Below are 24,298 nucleotides of genomic sequence, written 5' to 3'. Positions count from 1 at the left end.
AAGATAGCCGGTTTTTAGTGAGCTTGGGCCACCTTTCTCGGTAGCAACCATTTGCTTGCCTGAACAGCCTCGAAGGCATCAACGTATCTGCCGGAGCGGATCAGCTTAGCTAAGTCTGACGATTGTCGCCCTGTGGTGAGCAAGATTTCCTTTACCTGAGCTGAATTCAGATACGGATTCAAGCTTAACATGAGGGCAACCACTCCCGATACATTTGGAGCCGCCATTGAAGTTCCGACCATTCCCGTGAAGAGGATGCCAAGAGGGTTGTCGAGATAGCAGGAAGTAAGGAGATTTTCGGGAGAATTTCCTCCTGGTGCTGCAACGTCGACTGAGTTGATACCGTAATTGGAGTAGGGGGCAAGGACATGAGCTGGGTTTGAGTCCTTGGCGGCAACAGCAATGATATTGTCATGAGGAAGTGCAGAGGGGTAATTTGCCATCTGATCTGTATCAACTCCGGTCCCTAAAAGGGGATGTCCATTTCCAGCGGCAGCCACAACCACAACATCTTTAGCTTTTGCGTAGTCCATGGCACCAACCAAGAGCGCATCTGGTGATCCATATGTCCCAAGGGACATGTTAGGGACTCGCGCGCCGTTATCGACCGCATAGTAAATGGCGCCGATCAGGCTCGCAACATCACCGCCCTGTGGACCGAGTGCCTTTAATGCCATAATCTGAGCACGCGGAGCTACTCCGAACAAAGAGGATGCCGCAAGACCGCTGACATGGCTTCCGTGGCCATGGTCGTCAAAGGGCCACTCGTCTCCGTTTACGAAATCATAGCCAACAAGGTCATCAATTTGGCCGTTGTTATCGTCGTCGATCCCGTTTCCGGGAATTTCTCTTTTGTTGGTCCAGATGTTTTTTAGCAGAGCAGGATGATTGTAATTCACGCCGGTGTCGATCACAGCGATCACAATTCCCTCTCCTTGAGCGATAGACTCTGCTTGCGCTTCATCGACTCTCAGATCTAAAAGATGAAGAAACTGTCCGCGATCGACTTTGCTGAGGAGATCGTCAACAGGGAGATCCGCCCCAGCGTAGGGCTGATTCCCGGTGACGACCAATTCAAAATTAGTTACAGCACACACGTTTCGATCATCTTGAACAACCATGAGGAAGCTGTAAGCACCATAAGCATCAGGCTTATAGGTAAGGGTGTCGCCTAAAATAGCCTGTTGCCCGATCTTAGAACCTGCCGGCGTGGTCACCAACCAGCCACTGCGCAGAGTTGAGGCGTGAAGTGTATGAGGCCTACTTTGTTCTGCCGTGAGAGTGAAGGATCCTCCCAAGTTCATGATTTGATCTGAGAGCTCCTCTGAGGTCTCAAGAACAGTGATCGTCGCTGTTGGCTCTTCAATACTTGCCTCACAAGGTCTTAAGTTTTCCTGCGGAATGCCGCTGGCATTGGCTGGCTTGTTTAACAGATGCATTCTTTGCTTCAGGGAAATAATGCTTGGGTCTGGTTCAAAAGTGTGAAAGAAATTATTTCGACTCAGTTTTGCCTTTGGCCATTTGCTTTCAAGCGTTTCTTTCTCGACGGTAAAAATCTCAAAGATTCCGTGATTTTTATTGATGACCCTTGCATGGGCTTGCGGTTGCTCGTTGAGGAGATCGATTACTTCGCTCTCATCAACTCCTTTGACGATTGTACCAACCTCATTTGCACTCCCTGGGGCTGAACGGCGAATCTGCTTGTGTTCCTGCAGGCGACTCGCATGACAGGAAGCCAAAAGCAGACCCAGGCCAATTGCTCCGGCGAGAAGAGTTGATAGCTGATTCGGATGTATCCTTGTAGCCCCTTTCATAAAATCCCCTTTGTTGTCCCTCGAAAATTAGACCTCGACTGAAAGGCCAGGATCAATTCAAGAAAATTTGTAAATTGATATAAGAAAAATTTATAATGATGAATTAAGCATAATATTTTCAGTATGTTATGGAAGAAAAAGAGAAGAAGAAAAGCCCAAAATTATAAATTATACAAAACTTGGTGTAGATTGGGCAAAATATTAACATGCTGATTTTATTGCGATATATTGCTACAATTATATTTTAATTACAATAAATATATAAAAAATACAATCCTATCTCCCAAGATTCATAAATATCGCTTATACTTCGCGCCTGCATTCTGCAATTTGAAAGAAAATTTCATAAATTTAACCTTATCAGAAGTGCTGAGTTGGCTGAATATGCTGACTAAATAAAAGGGAGTAGCGATGAATTTGCAACAGCTCACAACTTTTTGTGCCGTATTGAGTGAGGGGAGTATGACTGCTGCAGCAGATAAACTATTTCTCACGCAGCCTGCCGTAAGCCAGCAGATTCGAAATCTTGAGGAGGAGCTCGGAGTTGAATTGTTGGTCAGAGGTGTTCGTCAGGTGAAATCAACCATTCAGGGACAGATGCTCTACGATTACGCAAAAAGAATTTTATTTTTGACCCAACAGGCGGAAGTGTCCATTCGAGCAATGTCGCAGGAGATTTCTGGTGATTTGCGGATTGGAACGCTCAATTCAATTGGTCTCTATATGATTAGTCCCATCATCGGAATGTTTCTGAAACACAATTCTCGATTGAAAATTAAACTTGTATATGGGACCGGTGAAAAAATCATTAGTGAGATGAGAAATAGGAATATTAACATTGCGATTCTTCCGGACCTAAAGAAGGAATATGGAATTGAGTTTGAGCATTTTGAAAAGAGATTTCTCTTTAAAGACGAAATGTGGCTTGTGGGCTCAGGTCGCGATACATCCTTGCCGTCAAACGTTGATTTGGGGCATCTGGGATCTCGACCACTTGTCTCGTTTTCCGAAAAGTATCCTTCGTTTAGGATGAGCATTGAAAAGAAATTTCATGATGTTGGAGTTGATCCTGAAGTTGTTTTTGAGTCGGACAACGTCGGAACTCTCAAACGAGTGATTGAATCAGGATTAGGTTGGGGTTTTCTTCCCGCGCATAGCATTCGCAAACAAGTCAAAACAAATCGCCTCACGCAGATCGAAACCGAGGACTTCAAGTATTCGGTAAACGTAAACATGTATTCACAAAAATTGAGTGAGATCAGTCCCATGGTTGACGTATTTTTTAGAGCTTTGCAGCACGGATTTGGATAGGGTTCTAGCTCTGTGAGTCTGTAGCTCTTCAGGAGTATAGGACGAGGACTCGTCGGTTATATCATCTGTGAGATGCTCGCTAGAGCATTTGATCATAGGGGAGGTCCATCCGTGAGGCGACGATGCGAAGGATTTCAGCGGCCGTCTCTTCAAGGGCTCGATCAGTGACGTTAAAAACAGGCCATTTGCGATTTTTCTTGAAGAGTGATTGGGCGTATTCCATTTCTTGTTCAATATATCGAATGCTAGCGTATTCTCCTCCAGGATCCTGGCCAAATTTTTCCAGACGCTTGCGCCTGATTCGTAGCAATGTGTCTCCATCAATCATTAGACCAACGACTTTACGTTGATCGATTTTAAATAATTCTTCAGGGAGCGGAGTGTTTATCACCAGTGGGACGTTAGCCACTTTCCAACCTTTATGGCTAAGAAAAATGGACAAGGGTGTTTTGCTTGTGCGGCTGATTCCGATCAGAACAATGTCAGCCTGATCCAGATCACCAAGAATTTTTCCATCGTCATGTCGAACTGTGTATTCGATGGCTTCAATACGTTTAAAATATTTTTCATCCACGGTGCGGAGAACCCCGGCTTCATGAGCCTCCTGCCCTTGTACCATGCCAAAATACCCTTCCAGAATAGTCATGACGGGACCCAACAGGTCGATTTCTGGGATACCTTTCTCGGCTGCGGCCTGTTTTATCTTTTGTCTTAAAGAGTTGCTAACCACCGTGTGGACAACCAATCCTTGGCGAGCAAAGACCTCACTCATCACGCTTTCTATTTGTTCTTCGATTCTGAGATTCTTGTTCCGTACAATATTGATTTCTCTGTCGTGAAAATGAACAAGGGCAGCTCGGATCATGGTGGCAGCAGTTTCCCCAGTTCCATCAGAAATTATATAAATAGTTCCATTTGGTCGAGTCATGAGTGATTTCCTACTCTCATTGAATTCAATGATTTTTCAGTCGATCGAATCCGCTGTTATGGGACGGCTCATAAAAAAATTGGCTTGGTCATTTAGCCATGTCCAGGTGCGATTTCGTTTACCAAGGATATATCTGTCGCAGTTTGAGAGTCAGGCCACTCCTCCGCGAAATCCTCAAAAACTGCAGTTCCCGGAAGAAAAACTCGAAGAGAGGGGCACCCTAGATTCTTCCAAAGATGGTGGCAAAGATGAACCCAGTTTTTCAGGTCTTTATCCAGCGGAATTTCAAGTGTCATCTGATTTGGGAGGTGAGAGTGGCTCGCAATCAGTAAAGGCGATGGGATGGGTGAAGTTTGAACGGGAACCAGAGGAGGAAGTTCGTTTGTATTCATTATCTCTTCGAGTGCGGGGTCTAATTTGCGGAATTGGTGATCCTTGGCGCGTGAAATCTGAAAATTGAGGTACCAATCTACTTTTCGAGCCCATGCGGAATGGCGCAGGGGAGGAAGGATCCAAAGATCCGATCCGGGTCCAAAGGCACCAGCTTGTGAAAGTTTTTGAATCGCCATGATCAGATCATGATTCCTATTTTATATGCCGGTCAAGGATCTCGTTGTTTGATCTGATCCAAGACGGCGTTAATGAACTTTGCTGAATCATTGGTTCCATATTTTTTCGTGATTTCCAGAGCTTCATTGATTGCGACAGGTGGCGGAACGACCTCATTGCTAAAGGCCATCTCAAATACGGCAATCCTCATTAGGTTGAGGTCGACGAGTGCCATCCTGGCAATCGACCAATTGTCTGCACTCTTCGAAATGAGTTGATCGATCTGCTCTCTTTTGTCTTGAATTCCCGCAAGGAGGTGTTCGGCGTACTTCCAGACCTCAAGAGGCGCCGCAAAATTTCCGCGGAAAGTCTCAAGGCCAGAATGATAATCGAGTCCTGGTGAGAATTCCTGTTGAAACAATACTTGAAGAGCGAGTTCTCTTGACTGTCGGCGAATGGGCGCTGATTTCATAAGGGTACTCGCTCTTCATTTTCGAGGCTTTCTTCGAGACTTTCTACAAATTCCTGAATGTCGCGAAATGTTTTATACACACTCGCAAATCGCACATAGGCGACGTGGTCCAGTTCTCGTAGCTCTCGAATGACGTGTTGACCAATGTATTCGGCAGGCACTTCTTTTTCGGAAGCCTCAAGGACTAACCTTGAGATTCTCGAAACAACCTGTTCCACCTGCGATAGGCTGATCGGCCGTTTTTGGCAGGCGCGTTGGAGACCCCGAAAGAGCTTATCTTTTGAAAAAGATTCCCGACGCCCGTCTTTCTTAACAATCATGGGAAAGTTCAATAAAATGGACTCCCCGGTTGTAAATCGAAATTTACACTGCAGGCATTCGCGGCGACGGCGAATCTCGCCCTCTTTTTGAACTCTCGTGTCCAAAACCCGACTTTCCGGGTGATCGCACTGCGGACATTTCATTGGCAGTTACCTTCCATAGAATAGCTGCCAGTTGTAGTGCAGAACGCTAAAGGGGTCAAGGCGTCAAGGCGGACCCACTCCTGCGAGCTAACAATCATGTAGAAAATTGCCACGTAGCAAAAAACCTTTGATGGAAGAGCGAAAATCAATCACAATACGACCCCATGAGCACCCTTATTCAAAATGAGAGCCTCTCTCGGAGAAGCCCTCCGCGGTCTGTTATTTTTTTCACCATTTTTTGTGGGGTCTTTTTCATTGCAATGTGGAGTGCTGGCACGGCCTTGGGAAGGGATGAGGTTCCTCCGGCCGAATCTAATATTGGAAAGAAGGCAGCCGCTCGCTATTTCTCCGAGCGCACGAAGGGAGGGGCTGGAGAGTCTGAGAAAGGGGAGGAGTCCAATCGGAATCCTGCTGGGGCAACCAAGAAGGCTCGCTACCTGGGTTTGCATCTTGGGGTGTACACGGATGAAAATGCCTATAAGTGGGGGGGCAAGGACAACAAAGACATGGGTCAGCTCACCGCCGGAGTGACCTATCGCATGGGGGAGTGGGTCAACTCCATGGATCTACTCCTTCGAGTTGACTTCAATTCCTATAAGTTTCGTGAGGGAAATGTTCTCAAGATGAGCTTAATGCCCGTGATCACCTTTCCCGATGCCAACAGTGAGTTTCCTCTCTATTTTGGAGGGGGAGCGGGGGTCGGCGTTTTTTTCAAACAAATTGCGGATGAGTCTCCTCTCTCCTTCGATTATCAACTGCTCATGGGGGTTCGGGTATTTCGCCTGTTCGGGGATGCGGGGCTGACCTTCGAAACTGGACTCAAAAACCATGTCCATTTGATGAGCGATGGGCAATATAACGGTGTGTTTGTTGCGCTAGGCACGGTCTTCAATTTTTGATAGAAATCAGGCCTCCATGACTTCCATGAAAAAGAAAGTTCACCGTCCAGCATTGTATGGGCTTATTCAAGTGCTGGATCAATCATTCAATCAGGGATTCTACGCTGACAAGGTTTTGGAAAGACATTTCTTCCAGAATAAAAATATGGGCGCTAAGGACCGCAAATTTTTTGCCGAGACTTTTTACGATACCATTCGTTGGTGGAGACGCCTGAGGTTTTCTATGGACCTTGCGGATACTCCTCCGAACAATGGAGAAACAAACTTGTACTCTGAGCAAGATTTCAAGGCCGCGGTGTCGGCTTGGTGCATATTGAATGATTATGATCTTGGTCCCTTTGAGCGAGAGGGTTTTGGTGGGGATCCTGGGAAAATTATTCGTCTTTGGGATTTGGCAAATCCTGACTCAGTGAGGGAATCCTATCCAAACTGGTTTTGGGCAAAAGGTGAAGATGAGCTTGGGGACAAGTGGAAGGCCATTGCTCAAGGCTCTAATCAGCCAGCCCCCTTGTTTTTGAGGGTGAATCGGTTGCGCTCCGATCCAGCGGCAGTGAAACAGCGATTGGGGGAGGAGCTCATTCAATCCCAGACGGTCAGCGCCGGCCCTGACGCTCTTCGGTTGCCAGAAAGGCGAAAAGTCTTCAAATCCAAAGCATTCAAAGATGGGCTCTTTGAGGTCCAGGATCTGGGTTCACAACTGATAGCTCCGTTTGTTCAGGCAGAACCAGGAATGAGAGTCATTGATGCCTGTGCTGGAGCAGGTGGGAAATCACTTCATCTTGCGGCATTGATGAATAACCGCGGCAAAATCCTCTGTATGGACGTTCATGATCGAAAACTCAAAGAACTTCGCGAAAGGTCCCGTCGAGCCGGCGTTGATTCGATTGAAACGAGATTAATAGAGTCCTCCAAGACAGTGAAGCGACTGGTCGGGCATGCGGACAGATTGCTACTTGATGTGCCTTGTTCTGGGTCCGGAGTCATTCGGCGAAATCCAGATTCTAAATGGAAAATAACCGATGAGGAGTGCAATCGGCTTGTTCATGTTCAGCGGGAAATCCTGACAAATTATGTGAGCATGGTAAAGCCCGGAGGGAAATTTGTTTACGCCACCTGTTCTGTTTTCCTTCAGAGAATGAACTTCAAGTGAAATGGTTTCTTGAGAATCATCCAGGCTGGAAATTAGAAGAGGAGTTTCATTGTCTGCCTTCGCCCGTCGGATCGGACGGATTTTACGGAGCTCGAATCGCTAAGCTTTAAATTTTGAAGTTGAGTCGGTCGCTAGTTATGCAACACTACCGAGATTTTGCAGATGATGGGGCATTTTGGAGCAACTTCTGGCACTGAGACTCAAATTTAGCAAACCTCTCTCTGTTGGAGGCCGCAGTGGGTGCTACAACGGCGTTTGTGAACGCTGCTGGTTTTACTTGGGCAAGGCTTGAGCCCAGCCTGACAAGTAAATCTTTAATTCTTTCTTGAATTTCATATTTCGTGAGAGCGGCTATGAATCTCAGTCGACGTTGAGGATTTAAAATAGCTTCAGGGTTAATTTTCTTGGCATTTGAGATCAGCCCATTTGGTGGCTTAAAACCTTGGTCACGACGCAATTCGCCTAAAATATCAATCAGGACACTAGTGGCAGTTTCAGAATCGACAATCATTTTTCTCAGTGTCATTACATCCTTTGGTTTACGCAGGTCCCACGGGAAATTCTGGAACTCTTTCCACCCCCAGTCTTCTGCAGTGGCAAATATTCGATCTCGTACTTGATCGCGCCATGTATTTTCTGTATACAGAGTAGATCGAGTGAGAGACTTGATCCTTTCTCTCAATTCTAACAGGTAAATTCTGTCTGCTTCTTTATTATAAGCAGGGAAATAACCAATCTGATCCGACAAAAGCTGCATCAGTATTCTATCTCCAATCCCTGCATAGTGCTTCAATCTCGAGAAAATATAGTCTTGATGGCCCTGATTTCCGGAGACTAAAAGTAGGCCGATAGGAGCTCCGAAGCACCAAGCTGATGTTTCTCCTCGTTGTATCATATAGTCTATAAAGGCCCGATCCGCATTTTGCAATGGGTGACCGGCTTTCAATTTGCCAAGAAGTGACACAAATAGCTGGTGCAAATTGAGTGATGACTTTTCATATTTAAATTGCTCACTATTTAGAACTAAAGACTTATCTGTCGCTATTAATTTGTCGAGCTGAAAATTCATTCCCCCCAATTTGGGGAAAACCTTGAAGAAACTAAGAGGATCCTTGCCTTCAAGATCAAATAAGGCGAGTTTCAACGAACCCACTTGATCGGAAAGAGTCAAAATTAAGCGAGCGCGATGTCTAAGATTTGAATCGTAAATGTCTTTTACTTTGGATTTCAATACCCCCAATATCTTAGAATCTATTTTCGAAGATTTAATAAAAAGAGGATGGCTATATTCCTGTTGCGGAACAACCACCAATTCTGGCTGAGACTGATAGAGATCGTTAAAAAACTGGTAGACCATCTTATCTAGGGCGTCCTCAGAAGGTACTGACTCAATCAAAGAATCTAGAACTTGGCGGTCCCTATTCAAATCCCATGGATAATCCCTGATTGAGCCTTTTGCAATAGCTGCTGCTTGAATCTCGGGCCTGTGCAAAATGGCTTCGATTCTTTGTATTTGCTCTCTGGCACCATCGGGTCGATTTGTCTTAGCAAACTTGAGTACCTGAACCAAAACATTTGGATCATCCGTTGGCAAAAAGCGTTCAAAACGTCCCATCAAGAGTTGGGTGAGAGGTCCTTCAGCAAAAAATAGGACCCTGTAAATGTCGTAATTATACCCAAGCACTGGACTTCCAACAAACTTTCGGATTAGGGCAGCTTCTTTGCCATCGAAGACTCTTAGGGTTCGGCCTCCTTTAGCGTACTTTTGTTCCAGCCTACGGGCTTCCTCACTGCTGAGATCAATAGGCTTACCCATCACTTTTTTGTGATTCTGAAGATCATCAAGGATCTTTGAAATTCCCTGACTTCGATGAAACTGAATTCGAGCTTCGGAAAACTCATGACGTAAAGCTGCATCTTTGATGTAAGCTTCGTCAATACTGTCAGCCTCTATCTGGAGCCCGTTTTTTGCTGTGAACTTATATTGAGCGTGGATTCGATGTAACACGTTCATGTAATGACTTTCTGCCTGTTCTACCGATTGATATACTGAACGCATGGCTTTTAAATCATCGCCAGTCCTTAAGTCCCATGGAAACGAACTCAACTCCAGTGACGATGAAAGTACAAATTTCATAAATTTCCCACGATACTCCCTGTTTTTTCCAATTTCGGCCCTTAGCTCATTCAGCACCTTTTGGTTTCCCGAATTTGCGAGGGTGTTCGCCAACTTAAATCCAAAATGATCTAGGCGAAACAAAGCACCCAAAATCTGATACCCATCTTGTTCAGACGACTTGATTAAGGCAAGTATGCGTTTAAATTGATCATGTGAGCTGATCGCAAGTAAGACCCGAATAACATCGCTTTGGTGATGGCGAATGAGGTATTGAATTAATACTTGCTCATCAGGGCCAAAGGCAATTCCACTGCGCGCCTTCTGAAACAATTGAAACAGCAGCAGTTCAATGCCGTTCGCGTTTGGCTTGATGGTCATATTGTCGTTCGTAATATTAATTGAGGTACGGTCGAATCTGAACGCAAAGATTTCGGGAAAGATTTTGACAAAGGCGAGAGGTTGGCTTTCTGCAATTAAGTGAAGGAGTTTCATGAGCTGGTCCTTCTTACGAGAAGCAAGCATTAACGTATTTGCTGTTTTTCTCAATGCCATGGTATTGAGCATAGGCGTTACCTGATCAATGAGATTATCGACATCCGTGCTAGAGGGGGGATACCCACGACCTGAAACCTGAGGATTTGAGAAAATTTCTTCTTGCTCATTGTGAACTTTTTGAATGAATTCGTACTTTCTCCGCTTCAATGTTTCTATTTCGGCAAGACCAGAAACTATATCTGGCTTTACTCGAGATAGAAAAGCGATGGGATTTTCCGGCGGAGTTAGGCTAGTCAATCCTGCTGCTACTGCGTAGGGAAAAAGACGTTGGTACTCAAGATAGGAAGTCACGCTTTCTGCAATATCTTTTCCTTGAGAATGAACCATTCGAAAATAAAGGCCACGAATTAGGGTCTCTAATCCATCTGCGATGTCTACAGCGTCTGAGTTTAAAATTAACACGTGTCCGGTAACGAGAATGTCAATCCCATGTTCTCGAGCGAGAACCTGGTGAAAATCCAATTTTCTGCGATCTGCGTTGGCCTTAATGACCTTCAATCCTGGATGATTTGACAATTGATTTGCATCGAGAATGTTGATTCGCTGATCACGCTTGATATGAAGATCGAGAACCATTCCATTCTCTCCAGCGTAGCTTTCAGCTGTTTGTCCTGATGGTGAGGTATATGCTCCCGTGCCATAGACAGATCTGCCTTGGCGATTGTGTCCACCACTTAGAAAGAAGCCCTTACGAAGTATAGACATGGCCTGTTCAACCGAAGCGGTACCATGAAATAAAACGCCTTTGGGGAGTGAATCGATAAATTGTTCAACAGGAGTAAGCAGACTTGGATCAATTCCGTTGAGTTCTAACTTTAGGTTAGGATCGCGCAGTCCGATATTGAAATGATCTGCAAACTCTGGGATGGCGGGAAGCCCTCTTTTTACCAATCTGTCATTGATATCTAAGATGAGAGATTCAAGAGTATTGGGTGCAGCACGAAAAATCCGATTATGTGCTCCCGAATATCGCGCGTTGCGAATTGTCTTTTCAATTTGAAGGAGGGCCTTTTCTGAAATCGCGCCAGAACTCTCAATTTTCCTCTTTATGGTCTCGAGTTCTTCTCTTAATTGTGTCTCATCAAGAACCATTAGAAAAGGCAATTCCAGCAGAGGACGCAACCCTCTTACGGTTTGCTTATCAGCGTCGCGCAGCGGTTCTGATGGAGCAATATATCGGTAGGTTCCTTTGATCAAATCGTCGACTATATACCGATGGTTCTTAGGTTCGACAAAAACCCCCTTTGTCAAATCAAAGGCCAGAAAATCGACGGTCGAACCACCTTGGTTGGTTGATAGGGTAATCTGGTCACCATAGACCTTGACATCACCAATTGTAAAAACTGATCTCTGAGCAACATGTGTCGTTCGTTGGCCGTTGGACTCAAACTGGTTAATTGCACTATTAGTGATAGCTTGAATTTTCTGGATTGATTCTGCGAGTAAATCCTTAGGTCCGTCAACAAGGATATCGAAGTCACTGCCAACACCACGAATCTCATATCCTGGAATATCTTTAAGTTCTTTGGCAATCTCCTCAAGAATTTTGAGAGGATTTTGTTTTGCATCCTGCTGTAATTGATTATAAAGGCGAGCATAAACGTAGCCAATGGCTGAACGAACGACTCCTCCGCTTGGCATCACAGACACTCGTTGGTCAACCTGGCTACGAAGAAAATCAAAATAACGGACGTTGCTTAACTTGCCGTCAGATCCCACGACAGGAACCAGAAGCCTTCCAAAGATAGATGTGAGAGTGCGCTCAAGTTGCCGTCGTGACTGATCAACAACAGCAGGTGGCACACTTTCGGGTGGCCCTTCACGAAATGCGGCAGGTAGAAAATAATTTGGAAATTCCTGTTTGATATCAAAATATAGCGATGATTGAACAGTAGCTGCATTGGCTACAATGGAAATCATTCCTAAAAGGAGAGAGAGGATGAATCGCATTCCTCTGCAAAATGCAAGGAATGAACCATGGTGAACAAGAGGAACGTCCGCGTGATATCATTGGTAACAGTTCGGATCTATTGAAGAAAAATGGAGGATAAGCGAGATCATCAGTTGAAAGTATAAGACCAAATTCGAATTCGTATTAAGCACAATTCTGAGGTTTGGTCGCAAATTGCGTCGCCACATTCGCCCGCCTCTCCGAAAAGCCCCCCAAAGGGCCAGGCAAAGGCGAGATTCTCCTGGTCTTTGTCTGTGTAGTTTGACCAAAAGTAAGACCACCGTATGACAAAAGTGCATAGAAGACGAATGGAATGGAATATTTACTTATATTTTGTGACCTTGTAACATCATCACTAACAGTTCTTCTTGGGGTCTGAAGAATAAAACGAGCTTAAAATCTCGTTTGCAGTATGAGAAATTCTGTTTCTCTCAGGAGAGAATTCTTCATTGAACAATGACTGAAAAGACTTGGGTGAGAATGGCTGCGATAGTTATAATGGCTCCGATACTTTCTAAACTCAACAGGTAAAGCATTTTCGACCTCCTGACTCAGGTCCATTATTCAAGGAGAGTGCCAGGGAGGGGAAGATAAACGTCCTTGTGGAGTCTTTGGTAACAGATTGGATTCATTAAAGAAAGATGGGTAACCAAGAGTGACAGTTGAAAGTATAGGCCCAAATTCGAATTCTTTTGCAGTACGATTTAGAGGATTGGCCGCAAATTGCGTCCCCATTTTTTTTAAATGCGCCCCCTCTCCGGCCCTCTCTGGTTTTTAGAAGGATAAGTCCTCCTAATATTTACTTAAAATTTCCTGGGAGGGACGTTTCCAAACTTTGAAATCCAACCGCAGTCGTGGTCAATGAATTCTTAGATCGGGTCAAGGTCTAGCAGTGAGTGAACGAGCAGTGGTCTTTCAGCCCTTGCCGAATCCATGATCTCTTTCACTGCAGAAAAAGAGATCCCTTTAAGGCTGCCAATGTTTCTTCCGAAAACAGTTTTAAATATAAGAGCAGCCTGGGGTTCTTCTGGTCGGTAACTAAACCACATATTTTGACCTTTTTTTAGCGCATCAAGAAAGGCTGCTTGATCGGTTAGGTTAGACCAGGCCAAATTGGGTGAAGTACTTTGGCTAATTCCAGTAATTCTTTCCAATTTTCCATTCGGATCAAAAATGAGATGAACCTGGTCGAACGCTGCTGATTCCCACTTCGAATTAGATAAATTGAGCGCTACACCAATCTCAATACTGAGCAATTCTCCTTTGTCAAAATCAAACCTAATATTCTGTACCACTCGGGTGTCTCTTTCCTCCCGAATGGTTGTTCTGAATGACCTCTCTGTATAGTCGAGCCACAAGTGATCTATATTCCTGGATCCAGGCTTGGGATTGATAGAATAAATTAGTTCAACTGAGCTATCCTGCCCACGGATGTCATAATCCTTCTGTATGGTCGAAGTCGTTATGAAGGATTCATCATTCGAACGCACAGATGTAAGGGTGAAGCCAGCACCCAGCGGGGTGTCCCGTATAACGTGATGTGTCGAAACCACCGGACAATCGTGAATTGCGCCACAATTGCTAGAGAGCAAACCAAGATAGCTGTTCGCATCAAAAATTTCGGTGCCATCTTCTTTATGAATGGTGACATAGGCTAAACCAATTGGGAGAGTGGTTTGTCTGAGGTGAACTTTGCTCCCGCCTAGAACTCTTTCCAGCTCTTCCTGAGTCGCTGTTTCGCCTTTAGCTTTTCGCTCTTTTTCGAACTGGCCAGCTGCTTCAATATTTGAGTCGGATGCTGAAATCCAGCTGCGATCCCGCAATTCCTCAACTTTTACTACCTGGTCAGTGGGGAGGGCAAGATACCGGCTGCATTTTTGTGCTGCTTTCGCTGAGAGAATGCTAAAGGTGGCCGCAATTCCCCAGATAACTGATAAGTTTTTCATAATACTCAATTCCTCGATTATTGTCATTTTATAGCCGAATTTCGTATAACCATAGATATAGCTCCCGGTCAATGTGATTGGGCAGGCTCTAAAACAGGGATCTCTGATCTTCTGGCTCACCCTGAAACGGAGAAATAAACCAGCCTAAAAGATTTGAAATGACCCGGCTCGAGACACGGGCGCGCGGCTCGGAGAGAGACCAAAACTCTGCAAATCTGCGCTGACTTCGTTCTATCTTGATACGGAAGAGAAATTCCATTCACGAAATTGGGAGACTGTAATTTAGACTTTAGACTATGGCATTATTCATTTCTATTCTCTTAGTAATTATTGGGGTGGCTTTGATAATGGCAAGTTCCCTTAATCGGCAGCGCCGATTTGCAAAGATTATAAATGAGAGGGGATTGCCCACTCGACGCCATCTTCGCTAGACAATTGAAAGTCGATTGAGCTGTGCGGAACTTCCTATTGCGGGTCGTATGAGGAGGGGGATAATTGATGAGGGATCGAAAGAGAAGTCGTATTGTTCTAATTGCTGGGCTTGGGGCACTGGTTCTTTTTCAATATCAAAATTGCGCTCCTTCAGAGGCGCTTCGGTCTGGGTATTCAGAATCTGTTGATGGTTCGGTTCGAGTTATCGAAGATTGGGATCTCAATAAAATTGTCTTTGTAGATACATCTGTCGAAATTCAGGCGGGGACTCAGACTCTTCTCATTGAAGGTGTTTGTTCGCGTCGGGAAACCGAACAGTTGGACTGGTTGCTGCAATCACCTCAGCACGAAGGATTGCAAAGAGGCTTTGTGTCTTGTGAAGGGGGAGGATTTTCAATCAAGCTAATGGATATATCAGAGTTGCTCTGCGGCGTGGGATATACCTTGGAGATCAGCGATGAGAGCGGGTTGGGAGCCTCATTGAATCTCAGCAAACGTTGCCAGCCGCTCAGCTCAAAGCCAGTTGCAGACAAATCGGGTCTCTCGGGGCGAACCTGCTACCTCGAAAAGACGGCAAATCCGGAGGGCGTTGTATGTCAGAGAGTTTGCTATGGCGAAGAAGGCCGGGTTTATTTTCGTGAAGATGAGTCTGGCGAACTCTGCAATTCCATTGTGAGTAAAAATCTTTAACCCGCCTGGTACTGAACACGAGCAAGGTGAATTGCTCTAAAAAATACCCGCTAAAAATAATTTCTCTTGCAGACGATCATGAAGACAAAATTGCGGGCGAAAATTCGAGAGGTGAGCCTAGGGGGGAACCGATGACTTCATTCTCTCGCATCGCGATCTGACCCTCGATTAAAACAATTGTTGGCCATCCTTTAACCTTGAGTCCCTCATAGGGGGACCAACCCGATTTGGAAGCAATCCAAGATCGCTTAATCTCTGCTGTTTTGTTGAGATCAACAATAGATAAATCGGCTCGAGCGCCAATTTTCAGTTCTCCTCGGCCCTCCAACCCCCAGATTTTTGCTGGATTGTAAGCCATGAGCTCGACAATCCGCCCAAGACTGAGTCTTCCCTCGCTCATATGATGAAGCATGACGGGGAGAATTGTTTGCACGCCTGTCATACCGGATGGACTTTGAGGATAGGGAAGTTGCTTTTCTTCGAGGGTATGAGGGGCGTGATCTGAGCCCAGGACATCGACGGTCCCATCCAATACAGCTTTCCACAGAGCTGCTTGATGCCTCTGATCGCGGATAGGGGGGTTCATTTGAGCGAGAGTTCCAAGCCGATCGTAGCAGTCTGGCGAGGAAAAGGTGAGATGCTGAGGAAGGCACTCCACCGTACAATGGCTTTTATTTTGTCTCAAAAAATCCATTTCCTCCGCAGTGGTTACGTGCAAAATATGCAATGGCCGTCCTGTTTCCTTTCCCAATGCCACAATTCTTCGGGTTGCCATGAGGGCCGTTTGTTCGTCCCTCCACACAGGGTGGAGGTGCACGTTTCCGGGTGAAGCATCGACAATGGATTTTCTTTCCTTTAGGCGAAACTCGTCCTCACAATGGACAGCCACTCGTTTTGCTCCATTTTGAAGAACGCTCCTGAGTTTTTCATCATCTGCAACGAGAAGAGAACCCGTTGAGCTTCCCATAAAGATTTTGACACCACAACATCCAGGAAGCCTTTCAAGCTCAGCCAATTTCGATGCATTATCTATGGTTGCTCCCAGGTAAAATGCATAATGTACCCAGGCCCGATCTTTAGCCCGGGTTAACTTATCTGCCAAATCAAGTGCTGAAACAGTGCTGGGACGGGTATTTGGCATTTCAAATATGCCGGTAATCCCTCCTAAAAGGGCTCCTCGTGTTCCAGACGACAGGTCTTCCTTGTATTCAAATCCAGGTTCCCGAAAATGAACCTGAGTGTCCAGTAAACCCGGCAATACTGTGAGTCCTTCAGCTCTCAAGGTTTTTTTCGTACTTACTTTGCCAATTGAACCAAGTGCAACGATTCGATTCTTGCGAATCCCAATGTCGGTTGTCTCTGCCCTCCAATCACCCGGGCCTTTTCTGAGAAGAGCTCCAGCTCCCTTAATAAGCAGATCGAGTTCCAGCGTTCCGGTGTCCAATTTTTCAGATAGTGATGTCATTTGTCTATGCCTTAGAAATTTTGGGATGTTGGTATCAAGACAAAGGTGGCCGACCCACCACGTGCGTCTACAGACCAAAGTCTAACACAACCAGCGAATAGGGTGTAGCAATCTTTGTGCAACTTTGATCTGAGCCATTTTGTCTGGTCCTTCGTGGTATTCAAATAAATGGTTATCTTGACCGAATTTGGTAATTTCAGACACAATGGAAGCAGACTATGGATGCCTTTCTCTCCTTTTTTATACACTATCTCCCTAATATTATTCAATGGAGCATAGCTGCCATTCTTTTGCTTTTGGGTTCTCTCTTTACCATTATGATTTTTGGAAAGAGTAAAAAGGATCCTGAAAGTGAAATGCAAATTGGAGATCTTGGTGCACTTGAAAAGACTTTAAAGGACATATTGAAATCCAGCATCGGCGATTTATCTTCTTCGGGGGCATTGAAGACTTCTGGAAATGAATCGAATCAAGGTTCGGGGCCTTTTCAAGCGAATTCCGGCTCGCTGGAACAGATGATGCGAGAACTCGCTCAGAAGGATGCCGAAATTGAGGTTTTAAAGCAGACGCAGAACCAAAGTTCGCCGGTGGTAGAAAAAGCAATTGAGGTGGATGTATCTGGTTACGTAGAAAAAATCCGCGACCTCGAGGGGAAGCTTAAAGAGTACGAAATAATTGAAGATGACATAGCAGATCTTTCACATTTCAAAGAGGAAAATGCAAAATTAAAAAAGAAGATAGAGGAATTGAGTGGGACAGCTGTTACTGATTCCTTGGGTCAGGAGCTTGTTGAGAAGAGCGAAACGCCGGTTAACTCTTCAGGTCAAAATTCAACCCCACTTTCTGAAAAGGGTGAGGACCTTGTGGCGGAGTTTGCTGCAGCAGTCGATGAGCAGCACAAAAATGCAAGTTCTCCTGTCCTCGACCCAAGCTCGATTGATATTCAAGATGATATTCTTAAAGATGCAAGCGTTGAATTGACTTCTGATCTAGAAATTCTAAATCGGGCTTTAGGTGATCTTGACGGAAATCAGACTGAGGTCGTCAGCAATTCTCAAGGAGGGAGACTCGATGAGTTGAAGAATTCTGAGCCCCCAAATGTGAGAAAATCCAGGAGCGCGGGGGAGGAAGACCCTGAAAACGACATACTTGCGGAGTTCAGCAGATCTTTAGGAAAGATGAGTCAGCCTCCGGCAGAAGAAGGACCCAATCTTGAAAAAAAGGCATTTGTTGAAGAACCTAGCCCCATTGAATTCACTAAGGCAAAAGCGGCTGTTGATACGGACAAAATGCTCGAAGAAATGGCAGGCTTAGGCTCTTTCGCGCAGAACGAAGGGGAATCCGTTCTCGAAGGCAATGTGGACACTGACAAAATGGCTGAGGAGGCAAATAAATTGGTGGTCAATGAGTAGAATTGGCTTGGTTATTTCTATTGTCTTTTTCGGACTTTTATTTTTTGTAAAGGGACACGCGGCGGTACCTGGAAAGGGTACCCTAGAATTAAAACCACCCCCAGCCATATTGACTGGGCCTTATAGAGAGAGTGTCATTCGGACCCTCAGGCAATCCCTTCCTGAACGCATCGCTCTTTTGCATTCGGCCGGCAAGCCGGCTTTTGAGGAATTGAAAAAAATTGCTTTCGATCAGAATGCAACTCTGCAAGATCGATGGAGGGCGATAACTGCGATGGGACAAATTGATTCGCGGGGGGCACTTAAAACTCTGGAAACAGCGATGGTGAGTCGGGAGTGGTTCGTTCGCAATGCTGCTTTGATTGCGATGACCCATGGACCACGAGAAAAATCTCTTGAATGGGCGAATCGTTTGTTGAGTGACAAGGCATTGGTTGTACGTACGGCAGCTGTGCAGACAATAGATAAATTGGGAGGCAAAGAGCTCTCTCCAGAATTGTGGAATAAATTAAATGCAAAAGAGAACTTTCGCGGGACCCACAGTCTCTGGATTCGGCGGCACATCGTGCGAGCATTGAGTCGCTTCCCGAGTCCTTTAGATGAGAAAAAATTTTTGTCTGTCTTGCGGGATCCAGATAAGAGCCTTCATCAATGGGCGATTGCAGGCCTTGAGAAAATAACGGGCAAAAAACTAGGAGAATCCAAGGACCCAGTTTCAAGCAAACGGGAAAAGTGGTTGGCCTTGGATCAAGGGTCAAAAAAATCAATGTGAGCATCGAAAGCTGCATTAGCAGTCTGTCAGACCAGCCATTACAAATTCAACGCCCAGATTTATTTGCGATACGACAGCTATTTGTTATTCAGATTTTCTTGAGCTTTCTTTAGGGCCTTGTCAATTTGCAGTTCGCGGCCAATCCGGTAAAGGAGAGCTTTTTCTTCCAGACCATCGCTTGGCAATTTTTGAGTTTCGGCAAAAAAATCGCGTTTGAGTTCGCTCTCTTTTTGCACAGTGACTCGTACTGCTGAGCGATTTTCGACAACTCCTTTGACAACTCTGACGCTAAGTTTCGAGGACAATCCACCGGAAACGCTCGGCTTATGGGGAGGTGTCCAGACTTTATAGCCCGTAGAAACATCAGTTTCCAGTATTCCGAGATCTAGGTTGTTGATGCGAATTGGATATTTTGAGAAAGCAATCTGAGTCGCTCGCCAGACCTGGTCAACATCGCCATAAAATATCTGTTCCCGTGGTCCGAAGCTGGTGGGGATCTCCCCCCTTTCTGCAAAGAGGGAGCATCCACCAAGGGTCAGGACCAGAGACCAGAGAGAGAAAATATGTGATTTAGAAATCAACTGCGTTGCGAGTGACATGGGTAACACCATCCAGCACATTGCCTTTACCATTTTTCGCTCCCGGCCCGGCAGCGCGGGCAAAATACATCACTTCCCAACGATATTTGTGATTAGGTAAACGCCTGAGAGTAAAATTCGGGAGGCGCACTTGGCTGACCCAGTCGTTAGAGAATACCTCCCAGATCCGTGTTCTCTTTTCTGATTTCACGCTGCCTGATGTGAAATACTCAACATCAGAAAGCACCAAATAAGTTGCAACAGGACTGACGTCCGGTAGAATTTGCGGCGTTTGCAAACGAAGAAGATGAGGCTCTATCTGTGGTGGTCCAATCATTTCCAAAAATTGGGGGGCGCCGCCTATCTTACTGTCTTGCAATACGAAGGTCAGTTGATTGAACATCGTTGAAGGCGCTAGGCTGGCATCGGCCAGTATTCTCAAAGCTGGCTTGTCCTGTGGCTGAGTTGGCCTGCCTGGCTCTTGTGAACGAGAATTGTCATCTAAGTCCAGCCCAACTACCGCCTCGGGTCTTTCGCCTTGCAGATTTTGGCTATTGGTTAAGACATGTAGAATACGAGTACTAGTTGCCGTCGAGGAGGTCTTTAATTTCAGGGATTGGTTGGGCAGTAGTCTCTTCACGTCAGTGGGAACAAGCAATCCGTCAACTTCGGCCATTGCTAGCGCAAGAAGTGACTTGTCGCTGCGAAATTGAGGAGCTATGACAGTCAGTTCTTTGTTGAAACGAAACTTGTCGACTTGAAGATCGACTTTCGCTCCCGATGTATCGACATTGAGAGGAGTGAGGCCTCCTTCAAGAAAATCAAAGTAATTGATAACTTCAAAGATGCTCTTCCCATCGCGAATATCCCCAACAACATCTTTGATAGGAAAACGACCATGAAGTGCAAAAAAGGAATGAACTCCAGGCTCCCGTACATAGATCCGATATTTTGGCTTTTCGAGCACAATCGGAATGATGTAGCTCTCTGTTTGCTTGGGTAAGGTCAAGTTCGAAGGCAAATCAATTTTTTGTCCGGCCACGCGGATCTGATCGGTTTCAGGGCTAATCACCGCTGAGAGATCAAAGTGAAAAAGATCTTGGATCTTAAAGGCCGGAATGACCAATCCAAAATCAACTTGCCCGTCCTGTGTGAGCGGACCAAAATTCAATGTGCTTCCCTTGATTTCAAGCTTTTCTGTGCCTTCGGCTTTGGAAACAGAGATTTTACCCTGAGTGGGCAATACAGCATCAAAAGTGGTCCTCACCTGTCCAGCTGCGATCACCGTCACAGGAAGTGCTGATTTCCATTGGGTTGGCAGCGCAATGGAACCTGCGCTATCCGTGGTGAGCTCATTATTTGGAAAGGGATCGTTTACTTCGTATCCAATCAAGACTTTGGCTCCAGCTAACGGAGTCCCGTCTTCGTTCACAACCTCGAGCTTTGCGGTGAAGCGGGAAATGGGAGAAACTGAATCCTCAGTATCTAAACCGCCAGCTCTATTGGCTGGAGGTTGACCGTCATTCTGGGTAACTTCGTTTGAATAGGCTGCTAGAGTCAAAAAAACTGGCAGCATGGCTGCAAAAAACAAAGCCCTCTTGTTCATAAATTTCATCTTCCCCCTCCTTGTTTCTGTATAAGTTGTGCGTGTGTATCTGACAGAGAACCCCCAATCAATACTTTCGTCGAGGCCAATGTGGGGGTCAAGTCGACCCCTCAAAAGGAGTGGTATTTGTTGTTTTGCGCGACGCAAAATCAATCCATCGGTGCTTCGGCAAGGATGCTGCAGGGTCATTGACAGAGGCGTCCTGCTATGTGTAGAAAAGACCCTCCTATCGTTATACGTGTGTTCAAGCGAAATTACCGTGGACGCTGTTGCCATGAAGTCGCGATTGTCGCTTACCCACGAGAAACAAGGCATTTTTCTTCGATCGTGGCGGGGTAGCTCAGCTGGTTAGAGCAGCGGAATCATAATCCGCGTGTCGGGGGTTCAAGTCCCTCCCTCGCTACCATTTTATCACTGGTTGGAGGTACATATGAATCGGTCTTTGAGCTGTGTTTATTTGCTTTTCTTTCTTATAATCGGATTTCCTCCACCCCTTTATAGCGCTAGTACATCTGAGGGACACCAGCCACGATGTGCGGTTATTCTGACGAAAACGCAAGAGGACGGCCTCAAGGGAGCTCTTAGCAGATTCTATGCAGATCACGCAGAACTATTTTTAAAAGATCTTCCAAATTTGGTTCGTACGGCAGGATATGCTGGGATATCCCAATCACAAATCATTGCCGTCCTTCATGTCCTCTTGAATTCCAGGGAATATATATTTTTAGAACTCGGTGACTTTTCAAAGCTGCTTATCCAGAGCTTTGAGGCTGCAAGAAAATCAAACACAAATCTGTCTACCCAGGTGGAGGATCTTAAAAAAATAGTTGCAATCAGGGCAGTCTTCTATGCTTTGAATAATTTACCCTTGGCCATTCGATATGGCTGGACTCTCGAGCAAATAGCCGAGTTGTACGGAAAGCTGGAACGAGCTCAGGGGGGACATGAGATGGGATATTATATCCTCCTGCCAAAGCTTATGAGATCGATGATTGCATATAATGTTGACAAAGAAGTTTCATTTTTAGCATTGAGAAGCCTCTTCAGTGAGCAATACACTGCGGCGGCAATTGAAGATCTACCCGATATGATTGAACACATTGAATTAGGTTTGGGGCATTCAGCTGATTCCTTGTTCGAGCAAATCCCAAAGGCTGTGGCCGAAGTTAGGCGTAAGGGCGATTTTGCTTTCAAGGGTGTAGAGGCTGCCTTTCGCCAATTGCTTAAACGTCAGACTCGACTTTCATCATCAAATCCGAACAATCCCTCTGTTAATGGTGATTTTCCTTTGATCGCTGGTCCTGTTCGGCATTCTAATCGACCGTATCAACTCCGCCGAACCTATGATTCTGGAATAGGTGATTTGCGAGATCTATGTTTAAGTTTGGACGAGCAGAGAGAAGGAGCATTTGTATTTGACCCCTCTGAAGAGCGCTGGTTTTCATTGGGGGGCCATACAGAAGTAGATTTTTTGGAGTACAAAGTGCGTACAACTTTTATGGACTATGACTTAGGTGAATTGAGCCTCAAACCAAAATTCGTTCACATTCATCCAAAGTCATTGGAATGGTGGAGCAGTATTGCGAGTCATCAGCTTGCGAATCCTCGTTTGAAAGAGCCTATCAAGCTATTCTCCGTGATACTCCCCAGTCGCCAGGATATTTCTACTTTTTTAAGTTTCATTCGAAATACTCGGCATGACATTCAGCCGGAGTTTGTAATTGTACATAGCCTGGGAAAAACTATTATTCAGTTAGGTGAAGACTTATCGGAGGTAGATGAGCTTCTGAATGGGTATATTGAAATCAGAGATTCCATACTCTTAGACCGTTCCACGGATTTAGGTCTCTTTGATGGCAGCAATACCCAAGAGGTTCTTGAATGGCTGGTGAATCGCTTAAATGACAAATTGAACAAACGAGTTCACATTCGATTAGAATTCGCAGAATCGACCAAGCGGTCGGGGCGAGAAAGTTGACTGAGCGCCGCTGCAAAACTGAGCAGCAGCGATGAATTTTGGCACGAATACCGGAAAGAATTGTTTTAGTTTTGGCCTTGACCTCCTACACCTGTAATGCGTATACCGGGCCCACTGGAGGTTCCGCCATGAAGTCTTTCATCATGTTTTACGCGCTTATGTTTGTCAATGGACCTGCCTTTGCGGGCCCGGAGGTTCCTTGGGATGTGAGTGGAAAGCCTTCTTGCTTGCTGCGGCTGACCGTTTTCGACGAAAACGTTTATCCTCCGTTCGCTCACGGGACGAAGCTGATCGAGCTTTTGGAAGGCAGTCCGAGCCATGAAATCGTTAATCGTGACGGCAATGTCTTTCACGTGAAAACAACCGATCCCGCTGCTCTTATGGTCATGGCTGCTAACAACCAGCCCAAAATTACCGGCGTACAGACGATGGATGGTCGAGAGATTCCCGTATACGGTCCTCCTATCGGCCTCCTCCCTAGCGACTCCTCGGTGACTAGGGTCCGTCTTCTTTATGAAACGATGGCTCAGTTGCCGGCGGGTGCCTATAAATTGGTCGATGCAGAAAACGGACAGAGCGTCACTATGTTCGTATCAACAAGGGGAGATCAGGGGGGACACGGGCCCGTGGAGTTCTCGCAACTGAGTGTTGAAATCTGGCCCGGTGAAGTGGTCTTGCCCCAATCTGAGGATTATTATCGACAACACATGATCGGTTCGTTCTCCAACACAACTGGAGTTGTCGATTACTGGGACATCAGAAAAATCGGCCCTAACATCTTTCATTTGGAATCTATTTTGCCGTATGGCATTGATGGTGGGATCGATACTGCTATCAAAATCCAGTTTATCCCAAATACTTTAGCCCCGACCCCTCTGAAGAGGGTTCAAGTTGCTGGACGAACTTTTGACTTCGTCAGTTTACGCCCACGTCGCCACCTTTAGGGCCTGTTCGTTTAAGAAAAAATTGAATTTTTATGTGGATTTTCATAGTCACCAGATCCTCTGGCTGTGAAACCTTCGAAAAGAAAGTGCTTGATTTTAATACAGCGGCTGGCCCGCAATCCTTCGGTGAATCTGTTGTGTCTAAGACACAGGTACCCTTGGAGTGTGGAACAACAATCAAGCCGGTCAGTTTATAATTATGTCTGCAATGAAAAATCCCTTGAAATGAGCAATCTAGTTCACTAGTGTACTAGTCAAACTAA

At 45.6% G+C, this 24,298-nt stretch carries 18 protein-coding genes and 1 tRNA gene; 10 read left to right on the top strand and 9 right to left on the bottom strand.

All coding sequences use genetic code 11. From position 1 onward, the window contains the following. Window positions 1-14: 14 nt before the first annotated feature. Window positions 15-1,814, bottom strand: coding sequence for a S8 family serine peptidase (locus tag IPJ71_11690; protein MBK7844340.1), 1,800 nt, complete (start codon window positions 1,812-1,814; stop codon window positions 15-17). Between the two features lie 411 nt (window positions 1,815-2,225). Here IPJ71_11690 and IPJ71_11685 point away from each other — a divergent pair, with 411 nt between their 5' ends. Further along, complete coding sequence (locus IPJ71_11685) at window positions 2,226-3,125, top strand: LysR family transcriptional regulator (protein ID MBK7844339.1); 900 nt, start codon at window positions 2,226-2,228, stop codon at window positions 3,123-3,125. A gap of 79 nt (window positions 3,126-3,204) precedes the next feature. On the opposite strand, the gene IPJ71_11680 is transcribed toward IPJ71_11685, so the two are convergent. Continuing rightward, complete coding sequence (locus IPJ71_11680) at window positions 3,205-4,053, bottom strand: kinase/pyrophosphorylase (protein ID MBK7844338.1); 849 nt, start codon at window positions 4,051-4,053, stop codon at window positions 3,205-3,207. Here IPJ71_11680 and IPJ71_11675 point away from each other — a divergent pair. Beyond that, window positions 4,052-4,513: a hypothetical protein gene (locus IPJ71_11675; GenBank protein ID MBK7844337.1), complete on the top strand. Its 462-nt coding sequence runs from the start codon at window positions 4,052-4,054 to the stop codon at window positions 4,511-4,513. The two genes, IPJ71_11680 and IPJ71_11675, sit on opposite strands and share 2 nt — an antisense overlap. Window positions 4,514-4,654: 141 nt before the next feature. Here IPJ71_11675 and nusB read toward each other — a convergent pair whose 3' ends face one another. Together nusB and nrdR are read right to left on the bottom strand one after the other, a co-directional pair. Then, window positions 4,655-5,074, bottom strand: coding sequence for a transcription antitermination factor NusB (gene nusB, locus IPJ71_11670; protein ID MBK7844336.1), 420 nt, complete (start codon window positions 5,072-5,074; stop codon window positions 4,655-4,657). Then, complete coding sequence (gene nrdR / locus IPJ71_11665) at window positions 5,071-5,538, bottom strand: transcriptional repressor NrdR (protein MBK7844335.1); 468 nt, start codon at window positions 5,536-5,538, stop codon at window positions 5,071-5,073. Before nrdR ends, nusB begins: the two co-directional genes overlap by 4 nt. Before the next feature lie 164 nt (window positions 5,539-5,702). Here nrdR and IPJ71_11660 point away from each other — a divergent pair, with 164 nt between their 5' ends. Beyond that, entirely contained in the window at window positions 5,703-6,437 is a 735-nt protein-coding gene (locus IPJ71_11660) for a hypothetical protein (GenBank protein MBK7844334.1), read from the top strand. 25 nt (window positions 6,438-6,462) lie between these two features. Continuing rightward, window positions 6,463-7,587 (top strand): RsmB/NOP family class I SAM-dependent RNA methyltransferase, encoded by a 1,125-nt coding sequence (locus IPJ71_11655; protein MBK7844333.1) that lies wholly within the window; start codon window positions 6,463-6,465, stop codon window positions 7,585-7,587. A gap of 145 nt (window positions 7,588-7,732) precedes the next feature. Here IPJ71_11655 and IPJ71_11650 read toward each other — a convergent pair whose 3' ends face one another. Beyond that, window positions 7,733-12,181 carry a hypothetical protein gene (locus IPJ71_11650; GenBank protein MBK7844332.1) on the bottom strand — a complete coding sequence of 1,483 codons (4,449 nt, stop codon included), beginning with the start codon at window positions 12,179-12,181 and terminating at the stop codon, window positions 7,733-7,735. A gap of 900 nt (window positions 12,182-13,081) precedes the next feature. Continuing rightward, window positions 13,082-14,158 carry a hypothetical protein gene (locus IPJ71_11645; GenBank protein ID MBK7844331.1) on the bottom strand — a complete coding sequence of 359 codons (1,077 nt, stop codon included), beginning with the start codon at window positions 14,156-14,158 and terminating at the stop codon, window positions 13,082-13,084. A gap of 498 nt (window positions 14,159-14,656) precedes the next feature. Between IPJ71_11645 and IPJ71_11640 the strand changes: the two genes are divergently transcribed. Then, window positions 14,657-15,280 carry a hypothetical protein gene (locus IPJ71_11640; protein ID MBK7844330.1) on the top strand — a complete coding sequence of 208 codons (624 nt, stop codon included), beginning with the start codon at window positions 14,657-14,659 and terminating at the stop codon, window positions 15,278-15,280. Between the two features lie 76 nt (window positions 15,281-15,356). Here the strand turns inward: IPJ71_11640 and IPJ71_11635 are convergent, their stop codons facing one another. Further along, on the bottom strand, window positions 15,357-16,745 hold the full coding sequence (locus tag IPJ71_11635; protein ID MBK7844329.1) for a dihydroorotase: 1,389 nt from the start codon (window positions 16,743-16,745) through the stop codon (window positions 15,357-15,359). A 218-nt stretch (window positions 16,746-16,963) separates the two neighbouring features. Between IPJ71_11635 and IPJ71_11630 the strand changes: the two genes are divergently transcribed. Further along, window positions 16,964-18,157, top strand: a complete 1,194-nt coding sequence (locus tag IPJ71_11630) for a hypothetical protein (GenBank protein MBK7844328.1) — start codon at window positions 16,964-16,966, stop codon at window positions 18,155-18,157. Beyond that, window positions 18,150-18,929: a HEAT repeat domain-containing protein gene (locus tag IPJ71_11625; GenBank protein MBK7844327.1), complete on the top strand. Its 780-nt coding sequence runs from the start codon at window positions 18,150-18,152 to the stop codon at window positions 18,927-18,929. Before IPJ71_11630 ends, IPJ71_11625 begins: the two co-directional genes overlap by 8 nt. Before the next feature lie 77 nt (window positions 18,930-19,006). Here IPJ71_11625 and IPJ71_11620 read toward each other — a convergent pair whose 3' ends face one another. After that, complete coding sequence (locus IPJ71_11620; GenBank protein MBK7844326.1) at window positions 19,007-19,528, bottom strand: hypothetical protein; 522 nt, start codon at window positions 19,526-19,528, stop codon at window positions 19,007-19,009. Then, complete coding sequence (locus IPJ71_11615) at window positions 19,500-21,122, bottom strand: hypothetical protein (GenBank protein ID MBK7844325.1); 1,623 nt, start codon at window positions 21,120-21,122, stop codon at window positions 19,500-19,502. Before IPJ71_11615 ends, IPJ71_11620 begins: the two co-directional genes overlap by 29 nt. 320 nt (window positions 21,123-21,442) lie before the next feature. On the opposite strand from IPJ71_11615, the gene IPJ71_11610 reads away from it, so the two are divergent. The 3 genes from IPJ71_11610 (at window position 21,443) to IPJ71_11600 (ending at window position 24,035) form a co-directional block, all read left to right on the top strand. Next, window positions 21,443-21,519 (top strand) — tRNA-Met (locus tag IPJ71_11610). 24 nt (window positions 21,520-21,543) lie between these two features. Further along, window positions 21,544-23,091 carry a hypothetical protein gene (locus IPJ71_11605; protein MBK7844324.1) on the top strand — a complete coding sequence of 516 codons (1,548 nt, stop codon included), beginning with the start codon at window positions 21,544-21,546 and terminating at the stop codon, window positions 23,089-23,091. 128 nt (window positions 23,092-23,219) lie between these two features. Further along, window positions 23,220-24,035: a hypothetical protein gene (locus IPJ71_11600; protein ID MBK7844323.1), complete on the top strand. Its 816-nt coding sequence runs from the start codon at window positions 23,220-23,222 to the stop codon at window positions 24,033-24,035. Window positions 24,036-24,298: the final 263 nt, after the last annotated feature.

The organism is Bdellovibrionales bacterium, from assembly GCA_016714165.1.
Taxonomy (GTDB): domain Bacteria; phylum Bdellovibrionota; class Bdellovibrionia; order Bdellovibrionales; family UBA1609; genus JADJVA01.
The sequence above is the reverse complement of the archived record's forward strand: the minus strand, read 5'-3'. Positions and strand labels throughout refer to the sequence as shown.